Here is a 22,344-nt window from a genome sequence, read left to right as displayed (position 1 = left end):
CTGATGTCGTGGGTTCGATTCCCATCACCCGCTCCATTTCATTTTAAATGGGCCTGTAGCTCAGCTGGTTAGAGCGCACGCCTGATAAGCGTGAGGTCGATGGTTCAAGTCCATTCAGGCCCACTTCGTTCCGCAGTAGCTCAGTGGTAGAGCAATCGGCTGTTAACCGATCGGTCGCAAGTTCGAATCTTGCCTGCGGAGCCATATTTTTTATGGGGAAGTACTCAAGAGGCTGAAGAGGCGCCCCTGCTAAGGGTGTAGGTCGCGTAAGCGGCGCGAGGGTTCAAATCCCTCCTTCTCCGCCATAAGGCCCGTTGGTCAAGCGGTTAAGACACCGCCCTTTCACGGCGGTAACACGGGTTCGAATCCCGTACGGGTCATAAAAACTGTTTTCATTCGCTTGAAAACAGTTTTTTTATTGTAACGATCATGAAAAGAAAGCCATTTGACTAGGTAGTCAAATGGCTTTCTTTTATTTTTTGTCCTCAATATAACTGTCTTTTTCTTTATAAGGAATGTTTCCTAGAGGAGATTCTATTTCCTCCTCATCCAACTCTTCCACATAGTGCTGTTCTTTTGAAGAACGATAAAATCCTTCATTTTCTCCTTCCGCATCCGTGGCCGTAAAGTTCTCGTACTCTTCTGTAAATCCTTCGGTAACCTCTTCGATATCTTCATATAAAGTGTTATAGTCCGTGTGTCCTCTAGTAAAGTCAGCCGGGGTTTCTGAGGTTCCGTAATTTGCTGCCTCCTGGAAGCTATCTTCATAATCTTTTATTTCCTCATCTCTATGCTGGAAGCGGCCATATATGCCCGGTTGAAGAATTTCTTCTTCTACAGGCCGGTCGTCTGCCGTTGTTTTTTCTGGTGTATGCTCTACGCAGTAAAGTGTAGTTGGCACAGCTTGTAAACGTTCGAAAGGAATATCCTTTCCGCATTCCATACATTTTCCGTATTTATTATTGTCAATTGCTGCTAATGCATTTTTCACTTTTTCTAATTCACTTTCATGATGATCACTCAGTGCCTGGTTTTTTCCACGCTCATATAATTCTGTTCCTATGTCTGCAGGGTGGTTATCATACATAGATAGTTCACCTGTTGTATCCCGTTCACTACCCGCTTCAGGATCTGTTCCTTCTCTGTCTTTATGGTGAGTAAGCTGTTCTTTTTGTGTAAGCAACTCATTTTTTAATGTTTGTATCTGTTCATTTGATATCATTGCCTTCACATCCTTCTATCTTCTAATAGGTACATTCCGAAGAAATATTTCTTCTATTTCTTATTTCCTTTCTTCTCTTAGTTGAAACATACAATGCAAGTAAGGGAAAATAAGGAAGAAACAACAGCTCTTTATTGGATGAACAGCAAATAAAGGGGGAATCATTGACAGGAAGAGTTCTAGAGGTGTATCTTTAAATAGGTTTGACTAGAATGAAATAATTGATTTAAGTGCAATGGAGGAGAGTTCATTGTCTACTATAAAAAGCCAGCCGATTAAAGAAGCTTTTATACAGTCGATTCATGAAAAGCAGCATAATAAACAAACTGCTCTATTTAGTTATGTAGAAAAGATGAATTGGATGGATTCTTTACAATTTTATAAAAGCGGACGAGCACTTTATGCAGGAGAACGCTTTTTTTGGAAAGACCGCGATGGGGACGTTGAGATTGTCGGCTTAGGCAATATCTATACTATACGCAACGAAAAAACGGATCAATCACGTTATGCTGAGACAGAAGAAAAATGGAACGATATGATTAAATGTGCATTTATTCACAACTCTTTTGATGCATATGGGGTCGGTCCGGTTTTATTTGGTGGCTTTTCTTTTGATCCCAAGCAGAAACAAGAACAGGAATGGTCTAAATTTTCATCCGCTTTTTTTTATTTGCCAGAATACATGCTAACCGTATATGAAGGGGAATGTTACTTAACAACGAATGTCATTTGTCCTTCCGATGAACTAGACGAGCTCATTGATAAGCTGGAGTCTAAAAAGGACTGGCTGTTGGAACAGGCTGGTATAGAACAATTGGAAGACTCTAATAGGCCCTTCACTCATGTAGAAGAGAAGGACACCGAGCAATGGAAACGGGCGGTTCATAAAGCAGTCAAGCAGATTCGCTCGGATGATGAATTAAAAAAAGTCGTGCTTGCAAGAAAGATTATGGCTGTCTTTGATGAGGAGATTGCTCAAGATCGAGTATTGGAGCGGTTAATTGAGGAGCAGCCAGACAGCTTTATTTTTTCCTTGGAAGCGATGGAATCATGCTTTCTTGGAGCCTCCCCTGAAAGGTTAGTTCGCAAGCGAGATGAGAGAGCCTTGTCTACATGTCTTGCCGGCTCTATTAAAAGAGGGCAAACAGAGGAGGAGGACCAAAACTTAGGAAATGAATTGCTGAACGATGAGAAAAATCGTATAGAACATGATTATGTTGTGCAAATGATTAAGAAAGAAATGGAAAGCTTGTGTTATACAGTAAATATTCCATCAACCCCTGGGCTGATGAAAGTCCGGGATATTCAGCACTTGTATACACCTGTTACCGGTTTTACGGAAGAAAGTCGTTCTATTTTGCAATTCGTCGAAAAGCTTCACCCTACGCCTGCGCTTGGCGGGCTTCCGAATGACAAGGCGCTCCCTGTTATCCGCCAGCTTGAGAAAATGGATAGAGGTTTTTATGCAGGACCTATTGGCTGGATGGATTACCGGAAAAACGGTGAATTTGCTGTTGCCATCCGATCAGGTTTATTAAGCAAGCAACAGGCCTTTTTATATGCTGGCTGTGGGATTGTAGCAGATTCAGAGCCAGAAAGCGAATTGGCGGAAACGCGTATCAAATTTCGGCCTATGTTGCGAGCGTTAGGAGAAATGGCTGATGAGTAGTAATCGAAGAAATTTAACATTATATAATGCCCACTTTATTGATGGGCTTGTAAAAGCAGGAGTAGAAAGCGCCGTGATTAGTCCGGGTTCGCGGTCTACTCCTATGGCGCTTTTGTTAGCGGAGCATCCCAAAATAAAGGTTTACATTCAGATTGATGAACGCTCTGCTGCTTTTTTTGCTCTTGGATTAGCAAAAGCCTCTGGAAAGCCAACTGCTTTATTATGCACTTCTGGCACAGCAGCAGCTAATTACTTGCCCGCAGTAGCAGAAGCTAAAAATGCACGTATCCCTCTTATTGTGCTTACATCAGACCGGCCACATGAGTTAAGAGAGGTAGGAGCACCACAATCAATTGATCAAAATCGTTTATATGGAACCCATGCGAAGTGGTTTGCTGAGATGGCCCTTCCAGATGCAGAAGAGAGTATGCTTCGCTATGTACGTATGACTGCTGCAAAAGCGGTACATATGGCTAAGCAGTCGCCAGCAGGCCCTGTACATCTAAACTTTCCTTTTCGTGAACCACTTCTTCCAGAGTATGATGGTTTATTTGAACGATTGGAAACAAAAGCCTTACCGGCTGTTCATCTTAGCGAAGGAAAACGTATCCTCCCGCAGCAAGATATAGAAGCGATCGCTGCTATTTTGAAGGAAACTGAAAAAGGGATCATTGTTTGTGGAGAACAGCAGTCAGAAGGCTTTGAAAAAGCGGTAATTGAGCTGGCTGAAAAGCTGAACTATCCCATACTGGCAGATCCGCTGTCTGGTTTGCGAAGCGGCACGGCTCACTCGCGGGTCATTATAGACAGTTATGACGCTTTTCTAAGAAATGAGATAGTCAAGCAACAGGCGTCCTTTGATGTTGTTATCCGTTTCGGAGCAATGCCTGTCTCAAAAGCTCTTACCCAGTTTATCAACAGACATTCTGTCAAAATGCATTGTGTAGTGGACAGCGGTGGTGGCTGGAGAGATCCAATTGGCGCGGCTACCCACATGCTGGCTGCAGATGAGAGCGCTTTTTGTTCCGCCCTCTCCGCCTGCTTAAATGAACCGGTAAAATCAGATTCTTGGCTGCAAAGTTGGGTTCACATGAATCAAGCAGCGAGGGCAATAATGAGAAGTGTAGAGGAACACGAGGAACTCGATGAAGGGAAGCTATTTTATGAAATACTAAAGAAGCTTCCAAATGAATCGGCTTTATTTGTAGGCAATAGCATGCCAATTCGTGATCTTGATTCTTTCTTCTTTACAGATGAGCGGAGAATTCGTTTATTGGCCAACCGGGGAGCAAACGGCATCGATGGTTTAGTATCTAGCGCGCTTGGTGTGGCAGCTGTTGCTTCTCCACTTTATTTAATTTTAGGAGACCTGTCTCTCTTTCATGATTTAACCGGTTTATTGGCTGCAAAGCTAAATGGCATAAAAATGACAGTCATTGTTATTAATAATAATGGAGGCGGCATCTTTTCTTACTTGCCGCAAGCTGCTGAAGAAAAGCATTTTGAGCAATTATTTGGAACACCGGCTGATCTTGACTTTGTCCATGCAGCCAACCTGTATGGAGCTGGTTACGAAAAGGTGACAGACTTAGCTTCTCTTCACGAAAGTATGAAAAAAGCTGCAGCAGAAGAAGGGTTGTTCATTATCGAGGCAATAACCGATCGTGCAAAAAATGTAGTCGCTCACCGCGGATTATGGGAAAAGGTTTCCCAGGAAATGAACAAATTGACGGCGGGTGATGATTTTTGGAAATAATCATTCAAAAACGCCGTTATTATGTTGAAGTAAGCGGTGAAGGAGCTCCTTTGCTGCTCCTTCACGGATTTACTGGAAGTTCAGAAACATGGAAGGAAACGATAACTCATTTAAAAAGGGATTATACGTGCATCGCTGTCGATATTATTGGTCATGGAAAAAGCAGCTGCCCATTGGAGGAGGAAGCGTACAGCATTGAACTGGCAGCCGAGGATATGAAAGCGCTAATGAAGGAGCTTGGCCATCCCCAATTCCATGTTATGGGTTATTCTATGGGAGGGAGGCTGGCTCTAACGCTTGCTGTTCTTTTCCCGAAGTCTGTACAGTCTTTACTATTGGAGAGTGCTTCCCCTGGATTAAAAACGCCGGAGGAGCGCCAGGCACGGGAAAGATCAGATGAAGCGCTGGCAGAGAGAATTGAACGAGAGGGAATAGAGTCCTTCGTTGATTATTGGCAAAGGATCCCTTTGTTCGCGACACAGAATAATTTGCCACAGTGGAAACAACAGGCTATTTATCAACAGCGCCTGAGAAACTCTGTCATTGGTCTTAGCAGGTCATTAAGAGGAATGGGAACCGGTTCACAGCCTTCCTGGTGGGAGGTTCTTCCGACGCTTTCTATGCCGGTGTTGCTTGTTACAGGAACAGAGGACGTAAAGTTTACAAAGATTGCCTCTGAAATGGCACAACTGCTTCCTTCGGCCATCTGGAAAGAAATAAAGGGAGCGGGACATGCGATTCATGTGGAAGATTCCGAGAAGTTTGGTACAATAATAAAGGAGTTTTTATCCCATACATAATAAGGAGGAAATGATATATGGCTATTAATTGGGTCAGTGAACGCGAATACGAAGATATTTTATACGAAACATACAATGGTATTGCGAAGGTAACGATTAATCGTCCTGAAGTGCATAACGCTTTTCGTCCTAAAACGGTAATGGAAATGATTGATGCTTTTGCTTATGCTCGAGATGATGAGAAAATTGGCGTCATTGTTTTGACAGGAGCTGGCGATAAAGCATTTTGTTCAGGCGGCGATCAAAAAGTGCGCGGACATGGCGGCTACGTAGGAGAAGACCAAATTCCTCGCTTGAATGTGTTGGATTTACAGCGTCTCATCCGTGTGATTCCAAAGCCAGTCGTTGCTATGGTAGCAGGTTATGCAATTGGTGGCGGACATGTTCTTCACGTTGTTTGTGATTTGACAATTGCAGCAGAAAACGCAGTATTCGGTCAAACAGGACCAAAAGTCGGCAGCTTTGATGCAGGATATGGTTCTGGTTATTTAGCTCGTATTGTCGGCCATAAAAAAGCACGTGAAATTTGGTATTTGTGCCGTCAATACAATGCCCAGGAAGCTCTTGACATGGGTCTTGTAAACACGGTTGTTCCACTTGACCAGCTTGAAGCAGAAACGGTGAAATGGTGTGAAGAAATGCTTGAAAAGAGCCCAACAGCTCTACGTTTCCTTAAAGCAGCTATGAACGCAGACACAGACGGTCTAGCTGGCCTTCAGCAGCTTGCTGGAGATGCGACACTTCTCTACTATACGACTGAGGAAGCAAAAGAAGGCAGAGACGCTTTTAAAGAAAAACGCAAGCCAGACTTTGGTCAATTCCCTAGATTTCCATAATGAAAATAAAAGCCATTTGTTCGTTCCTTAAAACAATTGCTTTCTGATTTCATTGAGGCAAGGTTCCTTATTCTTGGGAGACAAGAGGCAACAACTAGGTATATTAAAAGCGAATAATTATTTAAAACCCTCCGGCTGGCGGGTATATGTAAAAAGCTTGATGGGCAGCCATCAAGCTTTTTTGTCAGTCAGAGCGGAGCAGGAGGACTGAAGAATGGCCGACAGAGTACCCAATTGGTTAAAACAGCGGGCCTTTTTGACGCCTGATCGTCCAGCTCTGTTTTTTGAAGAAAGCACCTGGACATTTGCTCAGCTATATGAAAAGTCACTATGCTGGGCAGCTGAGTTAGAAAGAGAAGGGTTAAAAGCAGGCGTACGGGTTGGATTGCTCATACAAAACACGCCAGATGCCGTATGTGTCATCCATGCCCTCCAGCAGTTCGGCGCTGAAGCTGTTCTTTTAAATCATCGGTTAACAGCAGCTGAATTGATGTGGCAACTGGAAGATGCAGAAATAGCAGCTATTATTTATGATTCTATATATGAAAAAAAAGTCGAAAATTTGAAGGGCACCTTTGTTAGAAAAAGATTGTCTGACACTTTCGTTGCTCATCCATTTACGAGCAAGGAAGAATTTTCTCTTGAAGAGACCTGTTCCATTATGTATACATCTGGTACAACAGGGAAGCCGAAAGGGGTTCGGCAAACATATGGAAATCACTGGTGGAGTGCAACCGGCTCAGCTTTTAATTTAGGACTGCATGAGAATGACTGCTGGCTTTGTGCGGTGCCGATTTTTCATATAAGCGGCTATTCCATCTTAATGCGCAGTGTCCTTTACGGAATGCCTGTGCGTCTATATACGCATTTTGATGAGAAAGTAATTAATGAGGCGCTTAAGCGCGGCGAAGGAACTATTATTTCCGTGGTTTCAGCTATGTTGACTCGTCTTGTAGAAACACTGGAAGGAAGCTATCATCAAAATTTTCGTTGTATGCTTCTTGGTGGTGGACCGGCTCCAAAGCCGCTTCTCGAAGCTTGTGCGGAAAAGCGGATACCAGTCTTTCAAACGTATGGAATGACGGAAACTTCGTCGCAAATTGTCACGCTTCCTCCTGAGTATAGCTTGACAAAGCTAGGCTCAGCAGGAAAACCGTTGTTCCCATGCCAATTAAAAATTGATGCCCCTCCTTGCGCTGAGGGAGAAATCCTCGTTAAAGGTCCCAATGTGACGAAGGGCTATTTGAACAGGGAAGAGGCCAACCAAGCGGCTTTTATGAATGGATGGTTTCATACTGGAGACATTGGTTATATAGATGAAGATGGCTTTTTATTCGTGCTGGATCGCCGGTCTGATTTAATCATCTCTGGTGGAGAAAATGTTTATCCTGCAGAAATAGAATCTGTCCTGCTTCATCATCCGGCAATTAGAGAAGTAGGTGTTACCGGTGTGGCTGATAAGAGATGGGGAGAGGTTCCTGCGGCTTTTATCGTCGAAAGAGAATCGGTAACTGAAGAGGAGCTAAGACAGTTTTGTGAAGCACGTTTAGCGAAATATAAATGTCCGGCTTATTTTATTAAAGTGAACACATTACCGAGAAATGCTTCTAGGAAATTGCTGCGCCGACAATTAAAAGCTCAGTTTGAACATAAGAGCTGATGCCGAAAAATGATTCTTCTTATAAAAAAGATAATGCGAAAAGTCAGGCGTGTCTCTGCTTTTCGCATCATCTTTTTACTTTCAAAACGAGGCTATCACATCATTTTCATTTGTTCGTCTCTTCTTTAAAGCTTTCTTTCTTTTTCTTGCGGTCCGCCCATGTTTCTGGAACAAGATCAAATCCGCCAGGATGAAAGGGATGACACTTTAAAATCCGAATAATTGTTAAGTATCCGCCCTTCCATGCACCAAACCGTTTGACAGCCTCCATTCCATAATGAGAGCATGTCGGATAGAAACGACAGGTTGGTGGTTTTAGTGGGGAAATCACTTTCTGATAAAATCGGATGATAAAGACAAGAAGTTGTTTCAGCATGAGACATCCGCCTTCATTTCGAATCTGATTCTTTTTTTTCGTCCTCCGGAGGCAAATGCGGGTTGTTTTCCAAGGGATCGACTGTATGTTTATACGAATAACCCTTATTCACTGTAAATACAGACAGCGCAATAACGATTCCAATTATAATAACAGAAACAATCATAATAATAACCAATTAACTTCCCTCCCAGGACTATCATATCATTTTTCTTCTTTGTCTGCAGAAAAGAATAGGGGTTTTAAAAGGCAAAAATAGTGGTAATAACTAAAGAGTAGGATAAATGACAGGAGGAATATAGTGATGTCTAACCAATTAATTGAAAGTGTCAACAAGCAAATTGCCAACTGGACAGTGATGTATACGAAATTACATAATTATCACTGGTTTGTAAAAGGCCAGCAATTCTTTGCTCTTCATGAAAAGTTCGAGGAATTTTACACAGAAGCAGGAGTTCATATTGATGAATTGGCTGAGCGTTTGCTTGCGCTTGAAGGAAAGCCAGTGGCTACGCTTAAAGAGTCATTACAAATGGCTTCTGTAAATGAAGCAGAAGGTGGAGAATCAGCAGAGCAAATGGTTCAATCTACAGTGAACGACTTTACAACAATGATTAATGAGTTGAAAGAAGCTATGGACCTTGCTGAAGAGGTGAACGATGAAACAACAGGTGATATGTTGCTTTCCATTCACCAATCACTTGAAAAGCATGTCTGGATGTTGAAGTCTTTCTTAGGAAAATAATTGTAAAAAGGATGCTTCCGTGGGGAGCATCCTTTTTAATGATCATCATAAGCAGCATCAACTAAATGGCAATAAAAGAATGCCCCACCACTGGGAGCACTTGGTTTACTAATAAGTATTCGCTCGACTGCCATCTTATAGAGGCGCCGCTTTTTCTTCAACAAACGATACCAGTTCATGTATAGAGAAATCAATTTATTTGTCCTCCAAAGGTTCTTGCCATTGGAGAAATTTTTTATGTATTTAATGGTACATGCGCTTATCGCCAAGATTGTCTTCTATATCGTACATATCAAACTTTTGCTTTAACGCTTCAAATAGATAGAGGCGGAAAAAATAAGCTAGCTCCTCCTCGTTTAATTCTTTAATTATATTTAAAATTTCTTTTTGAGAGAGCTGTTCAAGTACAGCTAAGGTAATCATGTCTAAGTCTTCTTCTGTTCCCTGAAGTTTTCCGCGGTAAATTTCAAACAGTTCATCTACCAGTTTCAATTTGACCATCTCCTTTGTTTTAGTGTAGATGCGTTCTCTCTCCTGTCCCTTTATTAACATTTATACCCTAATTCAGCCGAATAAACCAATGAATAAGTACGAAGAGAAAATGATTCATTTCATTCATTTTTATAAATAGACAGGGAACGATAAGCAGAGGAGGTGTCTAACATGGAAGAAGAGAAAAATGAATATTATATTTCGCTTGCTAACGGGGAGATTATGAGGCAGCCAACAGTATCTCCCTGGAATTTTAAAATTTATGCAACAGATGTTGAAATTACAGAATTGAGAGAGCTATTTGATGCTAACTATACAACGGAATGGGCGAATTTTTTCCGAGCCCATATTCCTTACCGGGAATACCACAAAGACAAGGAAAACGACCAATATGATGAACATATGGAAAAGATTTATAAAATCATTTATAAACTTGGAGATGAAGAAGCAAAGCAGTATGTAAAAGAGGTGTGGGAAATGTAATAAGTAGGACTTTGTTCGCCCTGGAAGAGAAAAATAAGGTATAATAAATTCAAACTTGAGAAACTTTGCAAGCGGCTCTGTTTGTGAATGTGGAATGGAGACAGGGGGAGGGCATGGTTGAATTTATAGATAAAAATGGCTGCCGGGTGACGCTCGCTTTCGAGCGCGAGGCCTTTTCATTGCCTGCCCGGCATGTCATTGTTTTTTGTCGTTTCAAGCAAAAATGGCTACTGACACTCCATTCGAAGAGAGGGTTCGAATTTCCCGGAGGCAAGGTAGAAGAAGGGGAAACGATTGAAGAGGCAGCCAATAGAGAAGTGTTTGAAGAGACAGGAGCATTCATCGAAGAATTGCGGTTTGTGGGCGAGTATTTTGTGAGAAGGCCAAAAAATCCCTTTGTAAAGGCGATTTTTTTTGCGAAAATAAGGGAAATAGAAAAAAAAGACGACTATTTGGAGACAGCTGGTCCAGTTTTGTTTGGCCAAAACTTGCGTGTAGAAAGAATGGCTGAGTGCTTCAGCTTTTTAATGCAAGATGAAGTGGTTGAGAGGACATTGGATTTTTTGCTCGATAAACAATGGCTGAAATGAGAAGGAATGGGGTGATGAAATGGAAAGAATAATTGAAAGCTTTCGTTTTCCTTCCCCAAATCCGCATGTTATCCTATCGATGGTTACTTACTGGTCGGACGGATTAAAAGTCAAGGGGCTTCTGGCAGAACCAGCAACAGAAGGTACATATGACGGTTTTCTTTATTTGCGGGGCGGAATAAAAAATGTGGGGATGGTTCGCCCTGCCCGCATTGCTCAGTTTGCTTCTGAAGGTTTTATCGTTTTCGCTCCTTTTTATCGTGGCAATCGCGGTGGGGAAGGGAATGAAGATTTTGCTGGAGAAGATAGAGAAGACGCCTTTGCTGGTTTCGACCTGTTGGAATCCCATCCGCGTGTAACGAATCGGGTCCATATTTTTGGATTTTCTAGAGGTGGGGTCATGGCATTGCTCACTGCTCTTGAAAAGGAACAGGCTGCTTCGGTGGTAACATGGGGAGGAGTAGCTGATATGGTATTAACCTACCAGGAAAGAAAAGATTTACGCCGGATGATGAAAAGGGTAATTGGAGCGAGCCCTTATAAACAGGAAGAGCTATATAATTGGCGTACCCCACTTTATCAACTTGAGAGGCTAAAAGCGCCTGTCCTGATTATCCACGGATTAAAAGACAAAAATGTTTCACCTGAGCACGCATTTCGTTTAGAGGAGAGGTTGAAAGAAGTAGAACATCCGGCTGAAACATGGTATTTTGATCAATATGATCACTATTTCCCACCGGCAATTAACCGAAAGATTGTAGCTGATTTATGTGAATGGATGAAAAACAAGATAAAAAAGAATAACAAGGAGGGGACTGGCATGGGGATGCCAATGGAACTAAATACAATGATTGTGACAAAGGGGAAGGAGCATAGAAAAGAAGAAAATTTATTTTCCTTGAAAAAGAAGGATACCGCTTGTACCCTATAGATATTCCTATTCATGTTTATAAAACAAGAGACGGAGATATTACGGGCACAGCTATTATTGAAAAAATTGAATGGCAAAAAGATCATACAGAGGTTACATACAGGCTGATTTCCTTAAATTCAACAAACTAATAAACAGAGCGGCGGAAGCGATTTCAGCCGCTTTTTTATTATAGACTGTACAACTAGAAAGGAGATGAGGTCAGATGGCAAGAAAACGAGCATTCACGGAGGAAGAACTACTAGACGCAGCAGAGAAGCTCATCATTGAGCACGGCTATAATGGTTTTCACTTAAAAAGACTCGCCGAACATCTTGTTTCGGGTGCACGCAGTACAATATATCAATACTTCTCCAATCGTGAGGAGGTGGCGGCTACCTGTATGAAACGAGCGATGGACCGAACAGTCAGCAGAGCATCTAGGGTAGACGAAAAAGAACCCATACCAGCCCTTCGCCAATTACTACGTATTTATATGGAGGAAGCCGATCTTCACTTTATTCTCGGTGACATACGTAAAATCGATGTGTCGCAATCGAAGAAAGCAGAAGAGCTGGTGGGAGAAGTGATGGAGATGCATCAGGCATTGAGCTTACAACTGGAGCGGCTATTTAAGCAAGCGCAGCAGGAAGGGGACATTCGTGAAGATGTACCGTTTGCCATACTGGCGAGTTTATTTTTTCAGCTGATTAATACCCCAAATGTATTGGCATTGCCGATAGAGGAATGGGCTGATTATTTATTTGAAGTTTGGTATAGAGGGAGCGGATTAAATTGAAGCTCCTTTTTAAACAATTATATTTGACACATATGTCGGTTTTAATTTTAAATAAAGAGAAGGAATAAAATTTAACAAAAGGGGGAGGAAAAATGAAAAAAATACTTGGAGCGTTAACTGATTGGATATCAACAAGAAAAGGCATGTGGACAGTCTTAATCATTTGGCTGTTGATTGCAGGGCTGTTAAGTAGCATCGCCCCAAGTTCACGTGATTACAGTGTTTCCTCCATTGAGTCACTCCCAAGCGATTCGCCAGCAATAGAAGCCGCAGAAAAAGTAAACCAGTACTTTCCGAACGATGAGGGCGTGCCAGCTATTCTTGTCTTTAGTGCTGGCAACAAAAAAATTGAAACTGCCGAGCTCGCTAAGGTGGTCAAGGCGATTAAGCAAAAACAAATAAACCATTTAAAGGAAATAGTGCCCTTCGACCAGCTTCCTCCACCCGCACAGAACCAATTTTTGTCAAAGGACCGCTCAGCTGCAGCTATTCCATTAAATTTTAAAGAAGGCCTGGAAAATGATCAGTTAAAAAAGGGAATTCAATCAATAACTTCAACAGCTGAAAAGGAAGCAAGCGATCTTCAAGTGCGTGTAACCGGGCCAGCAGGTATTGCAGTAGATACAACTGCGCTTTTTTCTCAAGCAGATATTGTACTCTTGTTGTCCACTGTTGGACTCATCTTAGTATTGCTTATTGTTATTTATCGTTCCCCATTGCTAGCTTTTATCCCATTGCTTGCCTCAGTGGTCGTTTATGCGGTAACCGACCGTATTTTAGGGTTATATGGAAAAGCTGGCTTAGAAATGAGCAGCCAGTCACTGTCTATTATGACGATTTTGCTGTTTGCAGCAGTAACGGACTATTCATTGTTTGTGCTAGCCCGTTATCGAGAAGAATTAAAGCGGCATGAAAGCAAGTTTGAAGCGATGAAACATGCTATGCGCGAGACGGGAGAACCGGTCTTTTTCTCAGGAGGAACTGTGCTTGCAGCTATGCTCGTACTCTTCTTCGCTGTCATTGGGGATTATCAAAACTTTGCCCCAATTTTCGCTACCGTCATGGCTGTTATTATGCTTGCTTCCGTCACGCTGGTTCCTGCATTATTTGTGTTGTTTGGCAGAAAAGCATTCTGGCCGAAGGTACCGAAAGCAGGGGACAAAACTGAAAGAGATAGCGGGTTCTGGAACCGGATCGCCCGGATAGTGTCAACAAAGCCGATTGCTATTGGCAGTATCGTTATCGCGCTGTTACTGCTAGCTTCACTTAATGTATTAAATGTTAAATATGAATTTAACACGTTAAAATCCTTTCCGGACAATATGCCGTCACTTGAGGGATATGAAATCATTGAACAAAAATTTGCGGCAGGAGATCTTGCTCCCACAATAGTCTTATTTGAAGGAACAGGAGATATGACAAAGCTTACGGCCGAGCTTGAGAAGCAGGAGAATGTGGCTAAGGTACGGCTCCAAGCTTCAACAGAGAATAATAAAGCGCATGAATTGTCGTTATCATTCAACGGAAGCCCCTATGAACGGCCGGCTATGGATGCACTTGCCAGTCTGCGAAAGAAGTCAGAGAAGGTCATTGCTGATTCCGGAGCAAAGGGAACCCTTTATTTCGCTGGAGAGACAGCAGAGAAGCTGGATGACCGTACGTTAAACAGCCGTGATCTTAAAGTAATTGTTCTGCTGGAAACACTATTGATTTTTGTCATGCTGGTGATATTGACCCGTTCCGTTAAAATGCCCCTGTACATGGTCGGTACCATTCTGCTTTCATTTTTAGCTGCCCTTGGTATTGGGATGTTTTTAACAAATATGCTATTTGGCATTGATGCCATCAGCACAAGGGTGCCGCTTTACTCATTTATCTTTCTTGTCGCACTGGGCATCGATTATAATATTATTTTAGTATCACGCTATATGGAGGAGCGAAGCAGCCATTCTTTAAAAAAAGCAGTCAACACTGCTGTTGCTAAAACAGGGGGGTTATTTCGTCTGCCGGCATTATTTTAGCTGCGACCTTTGCCGTATTAATGACACAGCCAATAGAAATTTTATTTGTCTTTGGTTTTATTGTCGCCGTCGGAATATTAATTGATACATTTATCGTGCGCGGTTTGCTGCTGCCGGCTTTACTTATGATCTTTGAAAAAGATCGGGCAGACACGCATTCAGAAAAGGAACCTGTTCGAAAAGCGGACAGTTAAAGTCATATACAAAAAGAGGCCCCTGCTATTTAGCAGAGGCCTCTTTTTGTATATTAGATTTGTGGTCCGCCAAGTTCAATAATTTCCTTTGAGACGTTGGAGAACTTCTTGAAGTTTTCACGGAACTTGCCAGCAAGCTCTGCTGCTTTTGTCATGAAAGCATCTTCATCAGCCCATGCCTTGCGCGGAATGAGAACATCATCCGGCACACCAGGTACATGAAGAGGAATTTGCAAGCCGAATGTTTTTGTCGTATACGTTTCTACGTTATTTAATTCGCCTTCGAGAGCTGCTTGGACCATAGCACGTGTATACGCAAGCTTTACGCGGGAACCAACGCCATACTCGCCACCAGTCCAGCCAGTGTTTACAAGGAACACTTGAACGTTGTGCTCATCAATTTTCTCACCAAGCATTTCCGCATAGCGTGTAGCTTCAAGCGGAAGGAATGGTGAACCGAAGCAAGTAGAGAATGTTGCTTGCGGAGAAGTGACACCGCGCTCTGTACCGGCAAGTTTAGATGTATAGCCGCTTAAGAAGTGGTACATCGCTTGCTCTTTAGTTAGCTTGCTGATTGGAGGCAGTACGCCGAATGCATCAGCTGTTAAGAAAATAATTGTATTTGGATGGCCAGCTACGCTTGGATCAACAATGTTATCGATTGCTTGTAGCGGATAAGCGGCACGCGTGTTTTCTGTCAGGGTGTTATCATCGTAATTTGGAATGCGAGACTGTTCATCAAGCACTACATTTTCAAGAACCGAGCCGAAACGGATGGCATCAAAGATTTGTGGTTCCTTTTCACGGGAAAGGCCGATTGTTTTTGCATAGCAGCCGCCCTCAATATTAAATACACCATTAGAAGACCAGCCATGTTCATCATCGCCGATTAAGCGGCGGTTCGGGTCTGCACTCAAAGTTGTTTTCCCTGTACCAGAAAGACCGAAGAATAGGGCCACATCACCTTCATAGCCAACGTTGGCTGAGCAGTGCATAGACAGAATATCATTTTCAGGAAGCAAGTAGTTCATTACAGAGAAGATCGATTTTTTCATTTCTCCTGCATATTCCGTTCCACCGATCAAAACGATACGGCGCTCAAAAGAAATGATAATAAATGCTTCTGATTTTGTTCCGTCTACTGTAGGGTCTGCTTTAAAGTTCGGAGCAGATACGATTGTGAAGCCTGCTTGATGATCTTTTAATTCTTCCTCAGTTGGACGAATGAAAAGTTGATGAGCAAACAGATTATGCCATGCATATTCATTGATCACCTGAATTGGTAAACGATGGGTTGGATCTGCCCCTGCAAATCCTTTGAAAATAAACAATTCTTCTTGTTCCTTTAAATAATTGATCACTTTAGTGTATAATTGATCGAAGACTTCAGGGGAAATTGGTTCGTTAACCGGTCCCCAATCAATTTTGTCCTTTACTGAAGGCTCTTCAACGATAAATTTATCTTTAGGAGAACGGCCAGTATATTTTCCCGTTTCAGCACATACTGCTCCAGAAGCAGTTAACACGCCCTCTTTACGATTAAGTACTTTTTCTACGAGCTGCGGCACAGATGGCTGCATTGTTACGTTATCACCTTTTAAAAGTTCCAAAATTTCACTTGAAACACTTACAGTCTTCATAAATTAATAACCATCCTTTATCTGAAATTAAATAATTGTTATCGCATTATTTGTTCAAAAATAGTATAACACATTACATTTAATAGTCTATACTATTCACTTATTTTTTTGCGACTTTTTTTATTTACAGATTGTCCGATTTCCTATAAAAGAAACCGAAAAAATGAAGAGATTTTATACGAAACCAGTTGACATTGTCGAACGGATTTCGTATGATGTAACCTTGAACGGATACTCTTATCCTGAGCTGGCGGAGGGACAGGCCCGATGAAGCCCGGCAACCTGCTTGATTGTGATTGGTAGTTATATCGACTGCCGGCACTTATACAATATAAGTTTGTACTCAAGACAAAGGTGCTAACCTGCAGCAAGGGCAAACCTTGAACGATAAGAGTGAAAGGCCTATGTTGATAAGACCAACCTTTCCTCTCTTTATTTCAGGAGGGGTTTTTTTATTTTAAAAGGGTAAACTTAGGGGAAATGAGTACCGTACCATTATCGATCGGCAGTAAGTTGATCATTTTAAGGAGGAAGTTTCATGACTAAAAATCGTCGTCTCTTTACTTCAGAGTCAGTCACTGAAGGGCATCCGGACAAAATTTGCGATCAGATTTCCGATGCTATCCTAGATGAAATCTTATCAAAAGATCCAAATGCGCGTGTCGCAGCGGAAACATCTGTTACAACTGGACTCGTACTCGTAGCAGGGGAAATTACAACCTCTTCGTACGTGGATATTAATAAAATTGTTCGGGAGACAGTTAAGGAAATTGGCTACACTCGTGCAAAATACGGTTTTGATGCCGATACATGCGGTGTGTTGACATCCATTGATGAGCAGTCACCTGATATTGCAGCGGGTGTGAACGTGGCTCTTGAAGCACGTGAAGGCCAAATGAGCGATGAAGAAATTGAAGCGATTGGTGCGGGTGACCAAGGCTTAATGTTCGGTTTTGCTTGTAATGAAACAGCAGAATTAATGCCGCTCCCGATTTCATTGGCTCATAAATTATCCCGTCAATTAACGAGAGTTAGAAAAGAAGAAACGTTATCGTATTTACGTCCAGATGGTAAAACTCAGGTAACAGTTGAATATGATGAAAACGACAAGCCAGTAAGAATCGATACAATTGTTATTTCGACACAGCATCATCCGGAAGTTGCGCTTGAACAAATTCAAAGCGACTTGCGCGAGCATGTCATTGACCCGATGGTCCCTGCAGAATTAATCGATGAACATACAAAGTTCTTTATCAATCCAACAGGCCGTTTTGTTATCGGCGGACCTCAAGGAGATGCGGGCTTAACAGGCCGGAAAATTATCGTGGATACATACGGTGGTTATGCACGCCATGGAGGCGGAGCATTCTCCGGTAAAGATCCAACAAAGGTAGACCGTTCAGCAGCTTATGCAGCTCGTTACGTAGCAAAAAATATTGTTGCGGCCGGCCTTGCTGATAAATGTGAAGTCCAGCTCGCCTATGCGATTGGTGTAGCTCAGCCTGTTTCAATTGCTGTCGATACGTTCGGCACAGGAACGGTTTCTGAAGATGTGCTTGTTGAACTTGTTCGCAATAATTTTGATCTGCGTCCAGCGGGCATTATTAATATGCTTGGACTGCGTCGTCCAATTTATAAACAAACAGCCGCTTATGGACATTTTGGTCGTACAGATGTGGATCTTCCTTGGGAAAGAACAGACAAAGCTGAAATCTTAAAAGATCAGGCGTCAAATTAATAAGCAGCAAAAAGCCTGGAGACTCTTTAACGGTCTTCAGGCTTTTTTTGTATGCTTTTATAGTACTGTCCTTTTTCTACGTACTCTCTGACAATGCGCTCCATATCTTTTCTGTCTTCCTCATTCACTGGGCGAATCACTTTTGCCGGCCGGCCAAATGCCACGGAGTGAGGAGGAATGACTTTTCCCTGGGGAACAAGACTACCGGCCCCGATAAATGCTCCTTCACCAATTTCTGCATTATCAAGAATGATGGAACCCATACCGATTAAAGCTTTTTTTCTAATTTTACAGCTGTGCAAAATAACTTGATGGCCGACTGTGACTTCATCTTCAATAACAAGCGGGTTGTTCGGGCTTTGATGCAATACAGAATTATCCTGAATGCTCACTTTTTTGCCGATTACAGTCGGGGCTACATCCCCGCGAATAGAAGTATTAAACCAAATATTTGTTTCTTCGCCAATAGTTACATCTCCCGTAATTGTTACATAATCGGCGATATAAGCAGAATCAGCAACAATAGGAGTTTTATTGTTATAAGGATAGATCATTTTTCTCTCCTCCTTTTATGTTTCCTGCAACAGAAAGCAGGATGGACTTGCTTATTATTTTATCTAAAACGATTTGATTTGTATAATAGAAGACAAACGTATAGGATTACAAAAAGCCGGAGGAAGATGCTTGATGTGGAAATGGGAAACAGAACAACAGCCGAAAGGTGTCATCGTTATGATTCATGGGGCGATGGAGCATCATGGCCGTTATGGTTGGCTGATTGAAATGTGGCGCAGAAACGGCTTTCATGTAGTGATGGGCGACCTGCCCGGCCAAGGCATGACATCGAGAGCTAAAAGAGGACATATTTCATCATTTAATGAGTATATAGAGGAAGTAAAAGACTGGGTGCAGGCAGCGTATCAATTTGATTTGCCTTTATTTATATTAGGACATAGCATGGGAGGGCTAATTGCTATTCGTCTGCTGCAGGAGATGGAAGTGGAGACAGCAGGCGTGATTTTGTCATCGCCTTGTCTCGGTATGAATCATACGCCACCTAAAGTAATGGATATTCTATCGCATGGTTTGAATTCACTCTCGCCCTCAGTGAAGTTTTCTTCCGGACTGACAGTTGAAATGGCGACAAGAAATGAAGAGGTAAGACAAGCAGATAAAGAAGATTTGCTTTATGTAAATAAAGTGTCAGTTCGCTGGTACCGAGAACTGCTTCAAGCCATCAAGACGGCTGATTTAAAGACAGGGGCAGTGCCTGATGTTCCGCTTCTTGTCATGCAGGCGGGGGATGACTTGATTGTCGATAAAAAAAGCGTCAGAAAATGGTTTCACCGGCTCGATTTGTCAGAGATGCATTATAAAGAGTGGCCGGGACTCTATCATGAAATATTTAACGAGCCAGAGAGAGAGGAAGTTTTCCATTATGCGAAAGGGTTCGTGGAAAATCGGCTGCGTTTACTAGGATATGTGATTGAGGAGTGAGGTGACACAATGCCTGTACCAGTAACGCCGCTTCATCTAATGCACAATATTTATAAAAAAGTGTTTCCTGTCGTGCATGAACAGCTGAAATATTGGAAAGAGAAAGCAGGGATGATTCCAAATGAAGAACTGCGCCGCCAGGCTCTCTCCAGCATTGAACATAAGACGTTTCATTGTGAAGGAGGAGCTGTGCTGGCATTATTGTCGAGAGACCGGCTCGTCCAGGCTGTCCGCTTTATTGTTACCTACCAGACCATCAGTGATTATCTCGACAATCTTTGTGACCGCAGTACGTCCCTTGATCCAGCTGATTTTGCTGCGCTTCATGAATCGATGGAAGATTCTCTGACGCCGGGCGTCCCGCTTCGTGACTACTACCGTGGCCGGATGGATCAAAACGATGGCGGTTACTTATCTGAGTTAGTGACCACATGTCAGTCTGTGCTCGCTGGAATGAAGGGGTATGAGGTGATTGCCCCTCACCTTAAAGAGCTATGCCGTTATTATTGTGATTTACAAATACATAAGCATGTTAAAAAAGAAGAACGAGAGTACCGCCTGATTAAATGGTTCGAAGAGTACCAAGATGAGTGGCCGCAAATGGAATGGTACGAATTCTCTGCTTGTACCGGTTCGACGCTTGCTATTTTTTGTTTAGTATCATACGGCTTAAATGAGCCATTAAGCCATGCGCAGGCACAGCAAATAAAAAACAGTTATTTTCCCTATATACAGGGGCTTCACATTCTGCTTGATTATCTGATTGATCAGAAGGAAGACCGGGAAGGTGGAGATTTAAATTTCTGTTTTTATTATCAGGATGAAAAACAATTGTTTGAGCGGCTCGTTTATTTTATGGAGAAGGCGGACGAGCAGATAGAAGGGATAAAAGATTCTCGCTTTCATAAACTGATCAATCGTGGACTGCTAGGTGTGTATTTATCGGATAGCAAAGTTTATGAACAAACAGGCATTTACAAGCTCTCCAAAAAAGTCATTCGCAGAGGCGGAGCAGTTTCCCGCTTTTTCTATTTTAATGGCCGAATGTACAGATACGTGCAGCAAGTATTCCCGCGATTGTTCCATAAAACAACATTTCGATGAAGAAAGATGGACAGAAATAAAAGGAGATGGCGCAGTGAGTTTACAATTAAGCATATTGGATCAATCGCCAATTTCAGAAGGGATGGGAGCAGAGGAAGCCCTAGCGCAAACCGTTCAGCTTGCTCGTCATGCTGAAGCGCTAGGATATGAACGTTTCTGGGTTTCAGAACATCATGACGCTTCAAGTCTTGCTGGATCTTCGCCAGAGGTATTGATGGCTTATTTGGCAGCTAAGACTAAGGCCATTCGCATTGGTTCCGGAGGAGTCATGCTTCCCCACTACAGCCCCTACAAGATAGCGGAGAATTTCCGAGTGCTCGAAGGGTTGGCTCCTGGCCGAATTGATGCGGGGATAGGTCGGGCACCGGGTGGCATGCCAATGTCTTCTTTGGCGCTTAATAGAGGCGAATATCGCCAAGTGGACCGTTTTCCTGAGCAGATTGATGAATTACTAGCCTATCTTGCGGGAGATGAAGAGAATATACCTTACCCAGGACTGAAAGCCACACCGCTCATTCAAACAAGGCCGGATGTCTGGCTGCTTGGCTCCAGTCCGGCAAGCGCCCTCCTTGCGGCAAAAAAAGGATTGCCATACACATTTGCCCAATTTATCAACGGAGAGGACGGGCAAGAGAGTCTGGCTGCTTATCTGAACTCCTTTCAGCCGTCGCCCTGGCTTTCAAAGCCAAAGAGCATGGTGGCTGTGTTCACTATTTGTGCTGAAACGGATGAAAAGGCAGAGTGGCTGGCTTCCAGCCTGGATCTATCCTTGTTGATGACGGCCCAAGGCATGAAGTCGAACGGCACACCGAGCCCTGAAAAAGCAGCACCCTACCGTTACAGTGAATATGAACGTAAATTTATCTGCGAAAACAGGAAGCGAATGGTGATTGGGAGTCCCGAACGTGTGCGTGAACAATATAAGCGGATTAGTGAGGAATATCAAACGGAGAATATCATGGCTGTGTCCATTATGTATCATTTCGAGGACAAATTAAAATCAATGGAGCTGCTGGCAAAAGCAGCTGAATTATAAAAAAGCAGGCTATAGCCTGCTTTTTTGATGGTCAGTCAAAGGATTCAAATGGTTGTTAGGTAATCAGAGCGCAGAAAATTACCTTTTTTCAATGGCTATAATAAACGGCGGATGATTCGCCTGATTGATAAATTCGTAACGGAGGACGTGAGCTTTTTGTTGATCGATGTTTTCTACGAAGCTAAGCAGCTTCTCTTTTTCCACTGCCCCCTCTTCATGACCATGATAAATAACGAGCACAATAATGCCTCCGGAAACAAGCATGGAGAAAATTTGCTCTACAGCGGCAATGGTAGTGTCTGGCTTTGTAACGATAGATTTGTCTCCTTTTGGCAAATAGCCAAGGTTAAATACGGCTCCCTTTAACTGGCTTTGCCATTCAGCAGGAATAAGTGCCGCTGCCTGTTCATGGCCGCAACCAAATAGAGTGACCCGCTCACTTAGCTGGTGTTCTTCGAGACGGACAGTTGTATTAGTCAGTGCCTGCTCCTGAATATCAAAACCAAATACATGCCCCTCTTCGCCAACAAGCTTGGCTAAAAATACCGTATCATGGCCATTGCCAACGGTTGCATCAATCGCTGCGCTGCCTTTAGTTATAGCTTTCTCTAAAAGTATGCGTGCGAACGGAAGAATTCCATCTACATTCATTGCATATCCCTCTTTCACAGCTTAAATAATTAAGATAGTCTCTGATGATTATACATAAAATAAACGGTTGCTGATATAATGCATATAATTACTAGAATAATAGTGGTGGAAAAATAAAAAAAGAA

Annotated in this window: 21 protein-coding genes, 5 tRNA genes, 3 pseudogenes and 1 riboswitch (1 of these 30 cut by a window edge); of the genes and pseudogenes, 21 read left to right on the top strand and 8 right to left on the bottom strand. The window is 42.6% G+C overall.

All coding sequences use genetic code 11. The features are described 5' to 3' along the window. From CJ483_RS08405 to CJ483_RS08385, 5 genes are all read left to right on the top strand, one after another. Positions 1–36 (top strand) — tRNA-Gly (locus CJ483_RS08405) (it extends 38 nt beyond the left edge of the window). Positions 37–49: 13 nt separating this feature from the next. After that, positions 50–123: transfer RNA gene (locus CJ483_RS08400), tRNA-Ile, on the top strand. Positions 124–129: 6 nt separating this feature from the next. Further along, positions 130–204: transfer RNA gene (locus CJ483_RS08395), tRNA-Asn, on the top strand. A 10-nt stretch (positions 205–214) separates the two neighbouring features. Then, positions 215–305, top strand: a tRNA-Ser gene (locus CJ483_RS08390). A 3-nt stretch (positions 306–308) separates the two neighbouring features. Then, positions 309–380: transfer RNA gene (locus tag CJ483_RS08385), tRNA-Glu, on the top strand. A 92-nt stretch (positions 381–472) separates the two neighbouring features. Here the strand turns inward: CJ483_RS08385 and CJ483_RS08380 are convergent. Continuing rightward, positions 473–1,222, bottom strand: a complete 750-nt coding sequence (locus tag CJ483_RS08380; protein ID WP_120033964.1) for a TraR/DksA C4-type zinc finger protein — start codon at positions 1,220–1,222, stop codon at positions 473–475. A 250-nt stretch (positions 1,223–1,472) separates the two neighbouring features. On the opposite strand from CJ483_RS08380, the gene CJ483_RS08375 reads away from it, so the two are divergent. The 5 genes from CJ483_RS08375 to CJ483_RS08355 all read left to right on the top strand — a co-directional run bounded on the left by CJ483_RS08375 (position 1,473) and on the right by CJ483_RS08355 (position 7,943). Continuing rightward, on the top strand, positions 1,473–2,891 hold the full coding sequence (locus CJ483_RS08375; RefSeq protein ID WP_182916999.1) for an isochorismate synthase: 1,419 nt from the start codon (positions 1,473–1,475) through the stop codon (positions 2,889–2,891). After that, on the top strand, positions 2,884–4,647 hold the full coding sequence (gene menD / locus CJ483_RS08370; protein ID WP_120033960.1) for a 2-succinyl-5-enolpyruvyl-6-hydroxy-3-cyclohexene-1-carboxylic-acid synthase: 1,764 nt from the start codon (positions 2,884–2,886) through the stop codon (positions 4,645–4,647). Before CJ483_RS08375 ends, menD begins: the two co-directional genes overlap by 8 nt. Continuing rightward, positions 4,638–5,447, top strand: coding sequence for a 2-succinyl-6-hydroxy-2,4-cyclohexadiene-1-carboxylate synthase (menH, locus tag CJ483_RS08365; protein WP_120033958.1), 810 nt, complete (start codon positions 4,638–4,640; stop codon positions 5,445–5,447). The genes menD and menH overlap by 10 nt, the downstream gene beginning before the upstream one ends. A 17-nt stretch (positions 5,448–5,464) precedes the next feature. Continuing rightward, positions 5,465–6,283: a 1,4-dihydroxy-2-naphthoyl-CoA synthase gene (gene menB / locus CJ483_RS08360; protein ID WP_120033956.1), complete on the top strand. Its 819-nt coding sequence runs from the start codon at positions 5,465–5,467 to the stop codon at positions 6,281–6,283. Positions 6,284–6,497: 214 nt separating this feature from the next. Beyond that, on the top strand, positions 6,498–7,943 hold the full coding sequence (locus tag CJ483_RS08355; protein ID WP_120033954.1) for an o-succinylbenzoate--CoA ligase: 1,446 nt from the start codon (positions 6,498–6,500) through the stop codon (positions 7,941–7,943). Positions 7,944–8,049: 106 nt separating this feature from the next. Here the strand turns inward: CJ483_RS08355 and yidD are convergent, their stop codons facing one another. Beyond that, positions 8,050–8,319: a membrane protein insertion efficiency factor YidD gene (gene yidD, locus CJ483_RS08350; protein WP_120033952.1), complete on the bottom strand. Its 270-nt coding sequence runs from the start codon at positions 8,317–8,319 to the stop codon at positions 8,050–8,052. Between the two features lie 13 nt (positions 8,320–8,332). Next, a complete protein-coding gene (gene ytzI, locus CJ483_RS08345; protein ID WP_120033950.1) occupies positions 8,333–8,497 on the bottom strand; it encodes a YtzI protein in 165 nt (54 codons plus the stop codon). Positions 8,498–8,623: 126 nt separating this feature from the next. Here ytzI and CJ483_RS08340 point away from each other — a divergent pair, with 126 nt between their 5' ends. After that, positions 8,624–9,064 (top strand): Dps family protein, encoded by a 441-nt coding sequence (locus tag CJ483_RS08340; protein WP_120033948.1) that lies wholly within the window; start codon positions 8,624–8,626, stop codon positions 9,062–9,064. A 35-nt stretch (positions 9,065–9,099) separates the two neighbouring features. Here CJ483_RS08340 and CJ483_RS24455 read toward each other — a convergent pair whose 3' ends face one another. Next, complete coding sequence (locus tag CJ483_RS24455) at positions 9,100–9,258, bottom strand: hypothetical protein (protein WP_182916998.1); 159 nt, start codon at positions 9,256–9,258, stop codon at positions 9,100–9,102. A 49-nt stretch (positions 9,259–9,307) separates the two neighbouring features. Continuing rightward, positions 9,308–9,556: a DUF6154 family protein gene (locus CJ483_RS08335; protein WP_120033946.1), complete on the bottom strand. Its 249-nt coding sequence runs from the start codon at positions 9,554–9,556 to the stop codon at positions 9,308–9,310. Between the two features lie 171 nt (positions 9,557–9,727). On the opposite strand from CJ483_RS08335, the gene CJ483_RS08330 reads away from it, so the two are divergent. From CJ483_RS08330 to CJ483_RS08310, 6 genes and pseudogenes are all read left to right on the top strand, one after another. Next, positions 9,728–10,039, top strand: a complete 312-nt coding sequence (locus CJ483_RS08330) for a hydrolase (protein ID WP_120033944.1) — start codon at positions 9,728–9,730, stop codon at positions 10,037–10,039. A 113-nt stretch (positions 10,040–10,152) separates the two neighbouring features. Next, complete coding sequence (gene ytkD, locus CJ483_RS08325) at positions 10,153–10,629, top strand: RNA deprotection pyrophosphohydrolase (protein WP_120033942.1); 477 nt, start codon at positions 10,153–10,155, stop codon at positions 10,627–10,629. 19 nt (positions 10,630–10,648) lie between these two features. Further along, positions 10,649–11,419 (top strand): annotated as a pseudogene (locus CJ483_RS08320) (alpha/beta hydrolase family protein); the annotation flags it as partial. A 30-nt stretch (positions 11,420–11,449) separates the two neighbouring features. Then, positions 11,450–11,691: pseudogene (locus CJ483_RS25005) on the top strand (DUF2584 domain-containing protein). 74 nt (positions 11,692–11,765) lie between these two features. Next, entirely contained in the window at positions 11,766–12,338 is a 573-nt protein-coding gene (locus tag CJ483_RS08315; RefSeq protein WP_120033940.1) for a TetR/AcrR family transcriptional regulator, read from the top strand. Positions 12,339–12,430: 92 nt separating this feature from the next. After that, positions 12,431–14,553: pseudogene (locus CJ483_RS08310) on the top strand (MMPL family transporter). 53 nt (positions 14,554–14,606) lie between these two features. On the opposite strand, the gene pckA reads toward CJ483_RS08310, so the two are convergent. Then, on the bottom strand, positions 14,607–16,193 hold the full coding sequence (gene pckA, locus CJ483_RS08305; protein WP_120033938.1) for a phosphoenolpyruvate carboxykinase (ATP): 1,587 nt from the start codon (positions 16,191–16,193) through the stop codon (positions 14,607–14,609). A 234-nt stretch (positions 16,194–16,427) separates the two neighbouring features. After that, positions 16,428–16,587: riboswitch (SAM riboswitch) on the top strand. A 144-nt stretch (positions 16,588–16,731) separates the two neighbouring features. Between pckA and metK the strand changes: the two genes are divergently transcribed. Then, positions 16,732–17,931, top strand: coding sequence for a methionine adenosyltransferase (metK, locus tag CJ483_RS08300; RefSeq protein WP_120033936.1), 1,200 nt, complete (start codon positions 16,732–16,734; stop codon positions 17,929–17,931). A gap of 26 nt (positions 17,932–17,957) precedes the next feature. Here the strand turns inward: metK and CJ483_RS08295 are convergent, their stop codons facing one another. Continuing rightward, positions 17,958–18,485 (bottom strand): gamma carbonic anhydrase, encoded by a 528-nt coding sequence (locus tag CJ483_RS08295; protein ID WP_120033934.1) that lies wholly within the window; start codon positions 18,483–18,485, stop codon positions 17,958–17,960. A gap of 133 nt (positions 18,486–18,618) precedes the next feature. On the opposite strand from CJ483_RS08295, the gene CJ483_RS08290 reads away from it, so the two are divergent. The 3 genes from CJ483_RS08290 to CJ483_RS08280 are packed head-to-tail and all read left to right on the top strand — an operon-like array spanning position 18,619 to position 21,568. Beyond that, positions 18,619–19,428 carry an alpha/beta hydrolase gene (locus tag CJ483_RS08290; RefSeq protein ID WP_120033931.1) on the top strand — a complete coding sequence of 270 codons (810 nt, stop codon included), beginning with the start codon at positions 18,619–18,621 and terminating at the stop codon, positions 19,426–19,428. Positions 19,429–19,437: 9 nt separating this feature from the next. After that, entirely contained in the window at positions 19,438–20,532 is a 1,095-nt protein-coding gene (locus tag CJ483_RS08285) for a tetraprenyl-beta-curcumene synthase family protein (RefSeq protein WP_120033929.1), read from the top strand. 34 nt (positions 20,533–20,566) lie between these two features. Beyond that, positions 20,567–21,568, top strand: a complete 1,002-nt coding sequence (locus CJ483_RS08280; protein ID WP_120033927.1) for an LLM class flavin-dependent oxidoreductase — start codon at positions 20,567–20,569, stop codon at positions 21,566–21,568. Positions 21,569–21,646: 78 nt separating this feature from the next. Here the strand turns inward: CJ483_RS08280 and mnmM are convergent, their stop codons facing one another. Further along, positions 21,647–22,219 (bottom strand): tRNA 5-(aminomethyl)-2-thiouridylate-methyltransferase MnmM, encoded by a 573-nt coding sequence (mnmM, locus tag CJ483_RS08275; protein WP_120033925.1) that lies wholly within the window; start codon positions 22,217–22,219, stop codon positions 21,647–21,649. Positions 22,220–22,344 lie beyond the last annotated feature (125 nt).

Origin of the sequence: Bacillus sp. PK3_68 (assembly GCF_003600835.1) — a bacterium.
Lineage (GTDB): Bacteria > Bacillota > Bacilli > Bacillales > Domibacillaceae > Pseudobacillus.
Note: the sequence above shows the minus strand (reverse complement) of the source record. Positions and strands in the feature narration are given on the sequence as shown.

Bases quoted from the DNA above. Each gene is read 5' to 3' on its own strand.
- CJ483_RS08380 (WP_120033964.1), bottom strand. From the start codon at position 1,222: ATGATATCAAATGAACAGATACAAACATTAAAAAATGAGTTGCTTACA.
- menD (WP_120033960.1), top strand. From the start codon at position 2,884: ATGAGTAGTAATCGAAGAAATTTAACATTATATAATGCCCACTTTATT.
- menB (WP_120033956.1), top strand. From the start codon at position 5,465: ATGGCTATTAATTGGGTCAGTGAACGCGAATACGAAGATATTTTATAC.
- CJ483_RS08355 (WP_120033954.1), top strand. From the start codon at position 6,498: ATGGCCGACAGAGTACCCAATTGGTTAAAACAGCGGGCCTTTTTGACG.
- yidD (WP_120033952.1), bottom strand. From the start codon at position 8,319: ATGCTGAAACAACTTCTTGTCTTTATCATCCGATTTTATCAGAAAGTG.
- CJ483_RS08340 (WP_120033948.1), top strand. From the start codon at position 8,624: ATGTCTAACCAATTAATTGAAAGTGTCAACAAGCAAATTGCCAACTGG.
- CJ483_RS08330 (WP_120033944.1), top strand. From the start codon at position 9,728: ATGGAAGAAGAGAAAAATGAATATTATATTTCGCTTGCTAACGGGGAG.
- ytkD (WP_120033942.1), top strand. From the start codon at position 10,153: ATGGTTGAATTTATAGATAAAAATGGCTGCCGGGTGACGCTCGCTTTC.
- CJ483_RS08315 (WP_120033940.1), top strand. From the start codon at position 11,766: ATGGCAAGAAAACGAGCATTCACGGAGGAAGAACTACTAGACGCAGCA.
- pckA (WP_120033938.1), bottom strand. From the start codon at position 16,193: ATGAAGACTGTAAGTGTTTCAAGTGAAATTTTGGAACTTTTAAAAGGT.
- metK (WP_120033936.1), top strand. From the start codon at position 16,732: ATGACTAAAAATCGTCGTCTCTTTACTTCAGAGTCAGTCACTGAAGGG.
- CJ483_RS08295 (WP_120033934.1), bottom strand. From the start codon at position 18,485: ATGATCTATCCTTATAACAATAAAACTCCTATTGTTGCTGATTCTGCT.
- CJ483_RS08290 (WP_120033931.1), top strand. From the start codon at position 18,619: ATGTGGAAATGGGAAACAGAACAACAGCCGAAAGGTGTCATCGTTATG.
- CJ483_RS08285 (WP_120033929.1), top strand. From the start codon at position 19,438: ATGCCTGTACCAGTAACGCCGCTTCATCTAATGCACAATATTTATAAA.
- mnmM (WP_120033925.1), bottom strand. From the start codon at position 22,219: ATGAATGTAGATGGAATTCTTCCGTTCGCACGCATACTTTTAGAGAAA.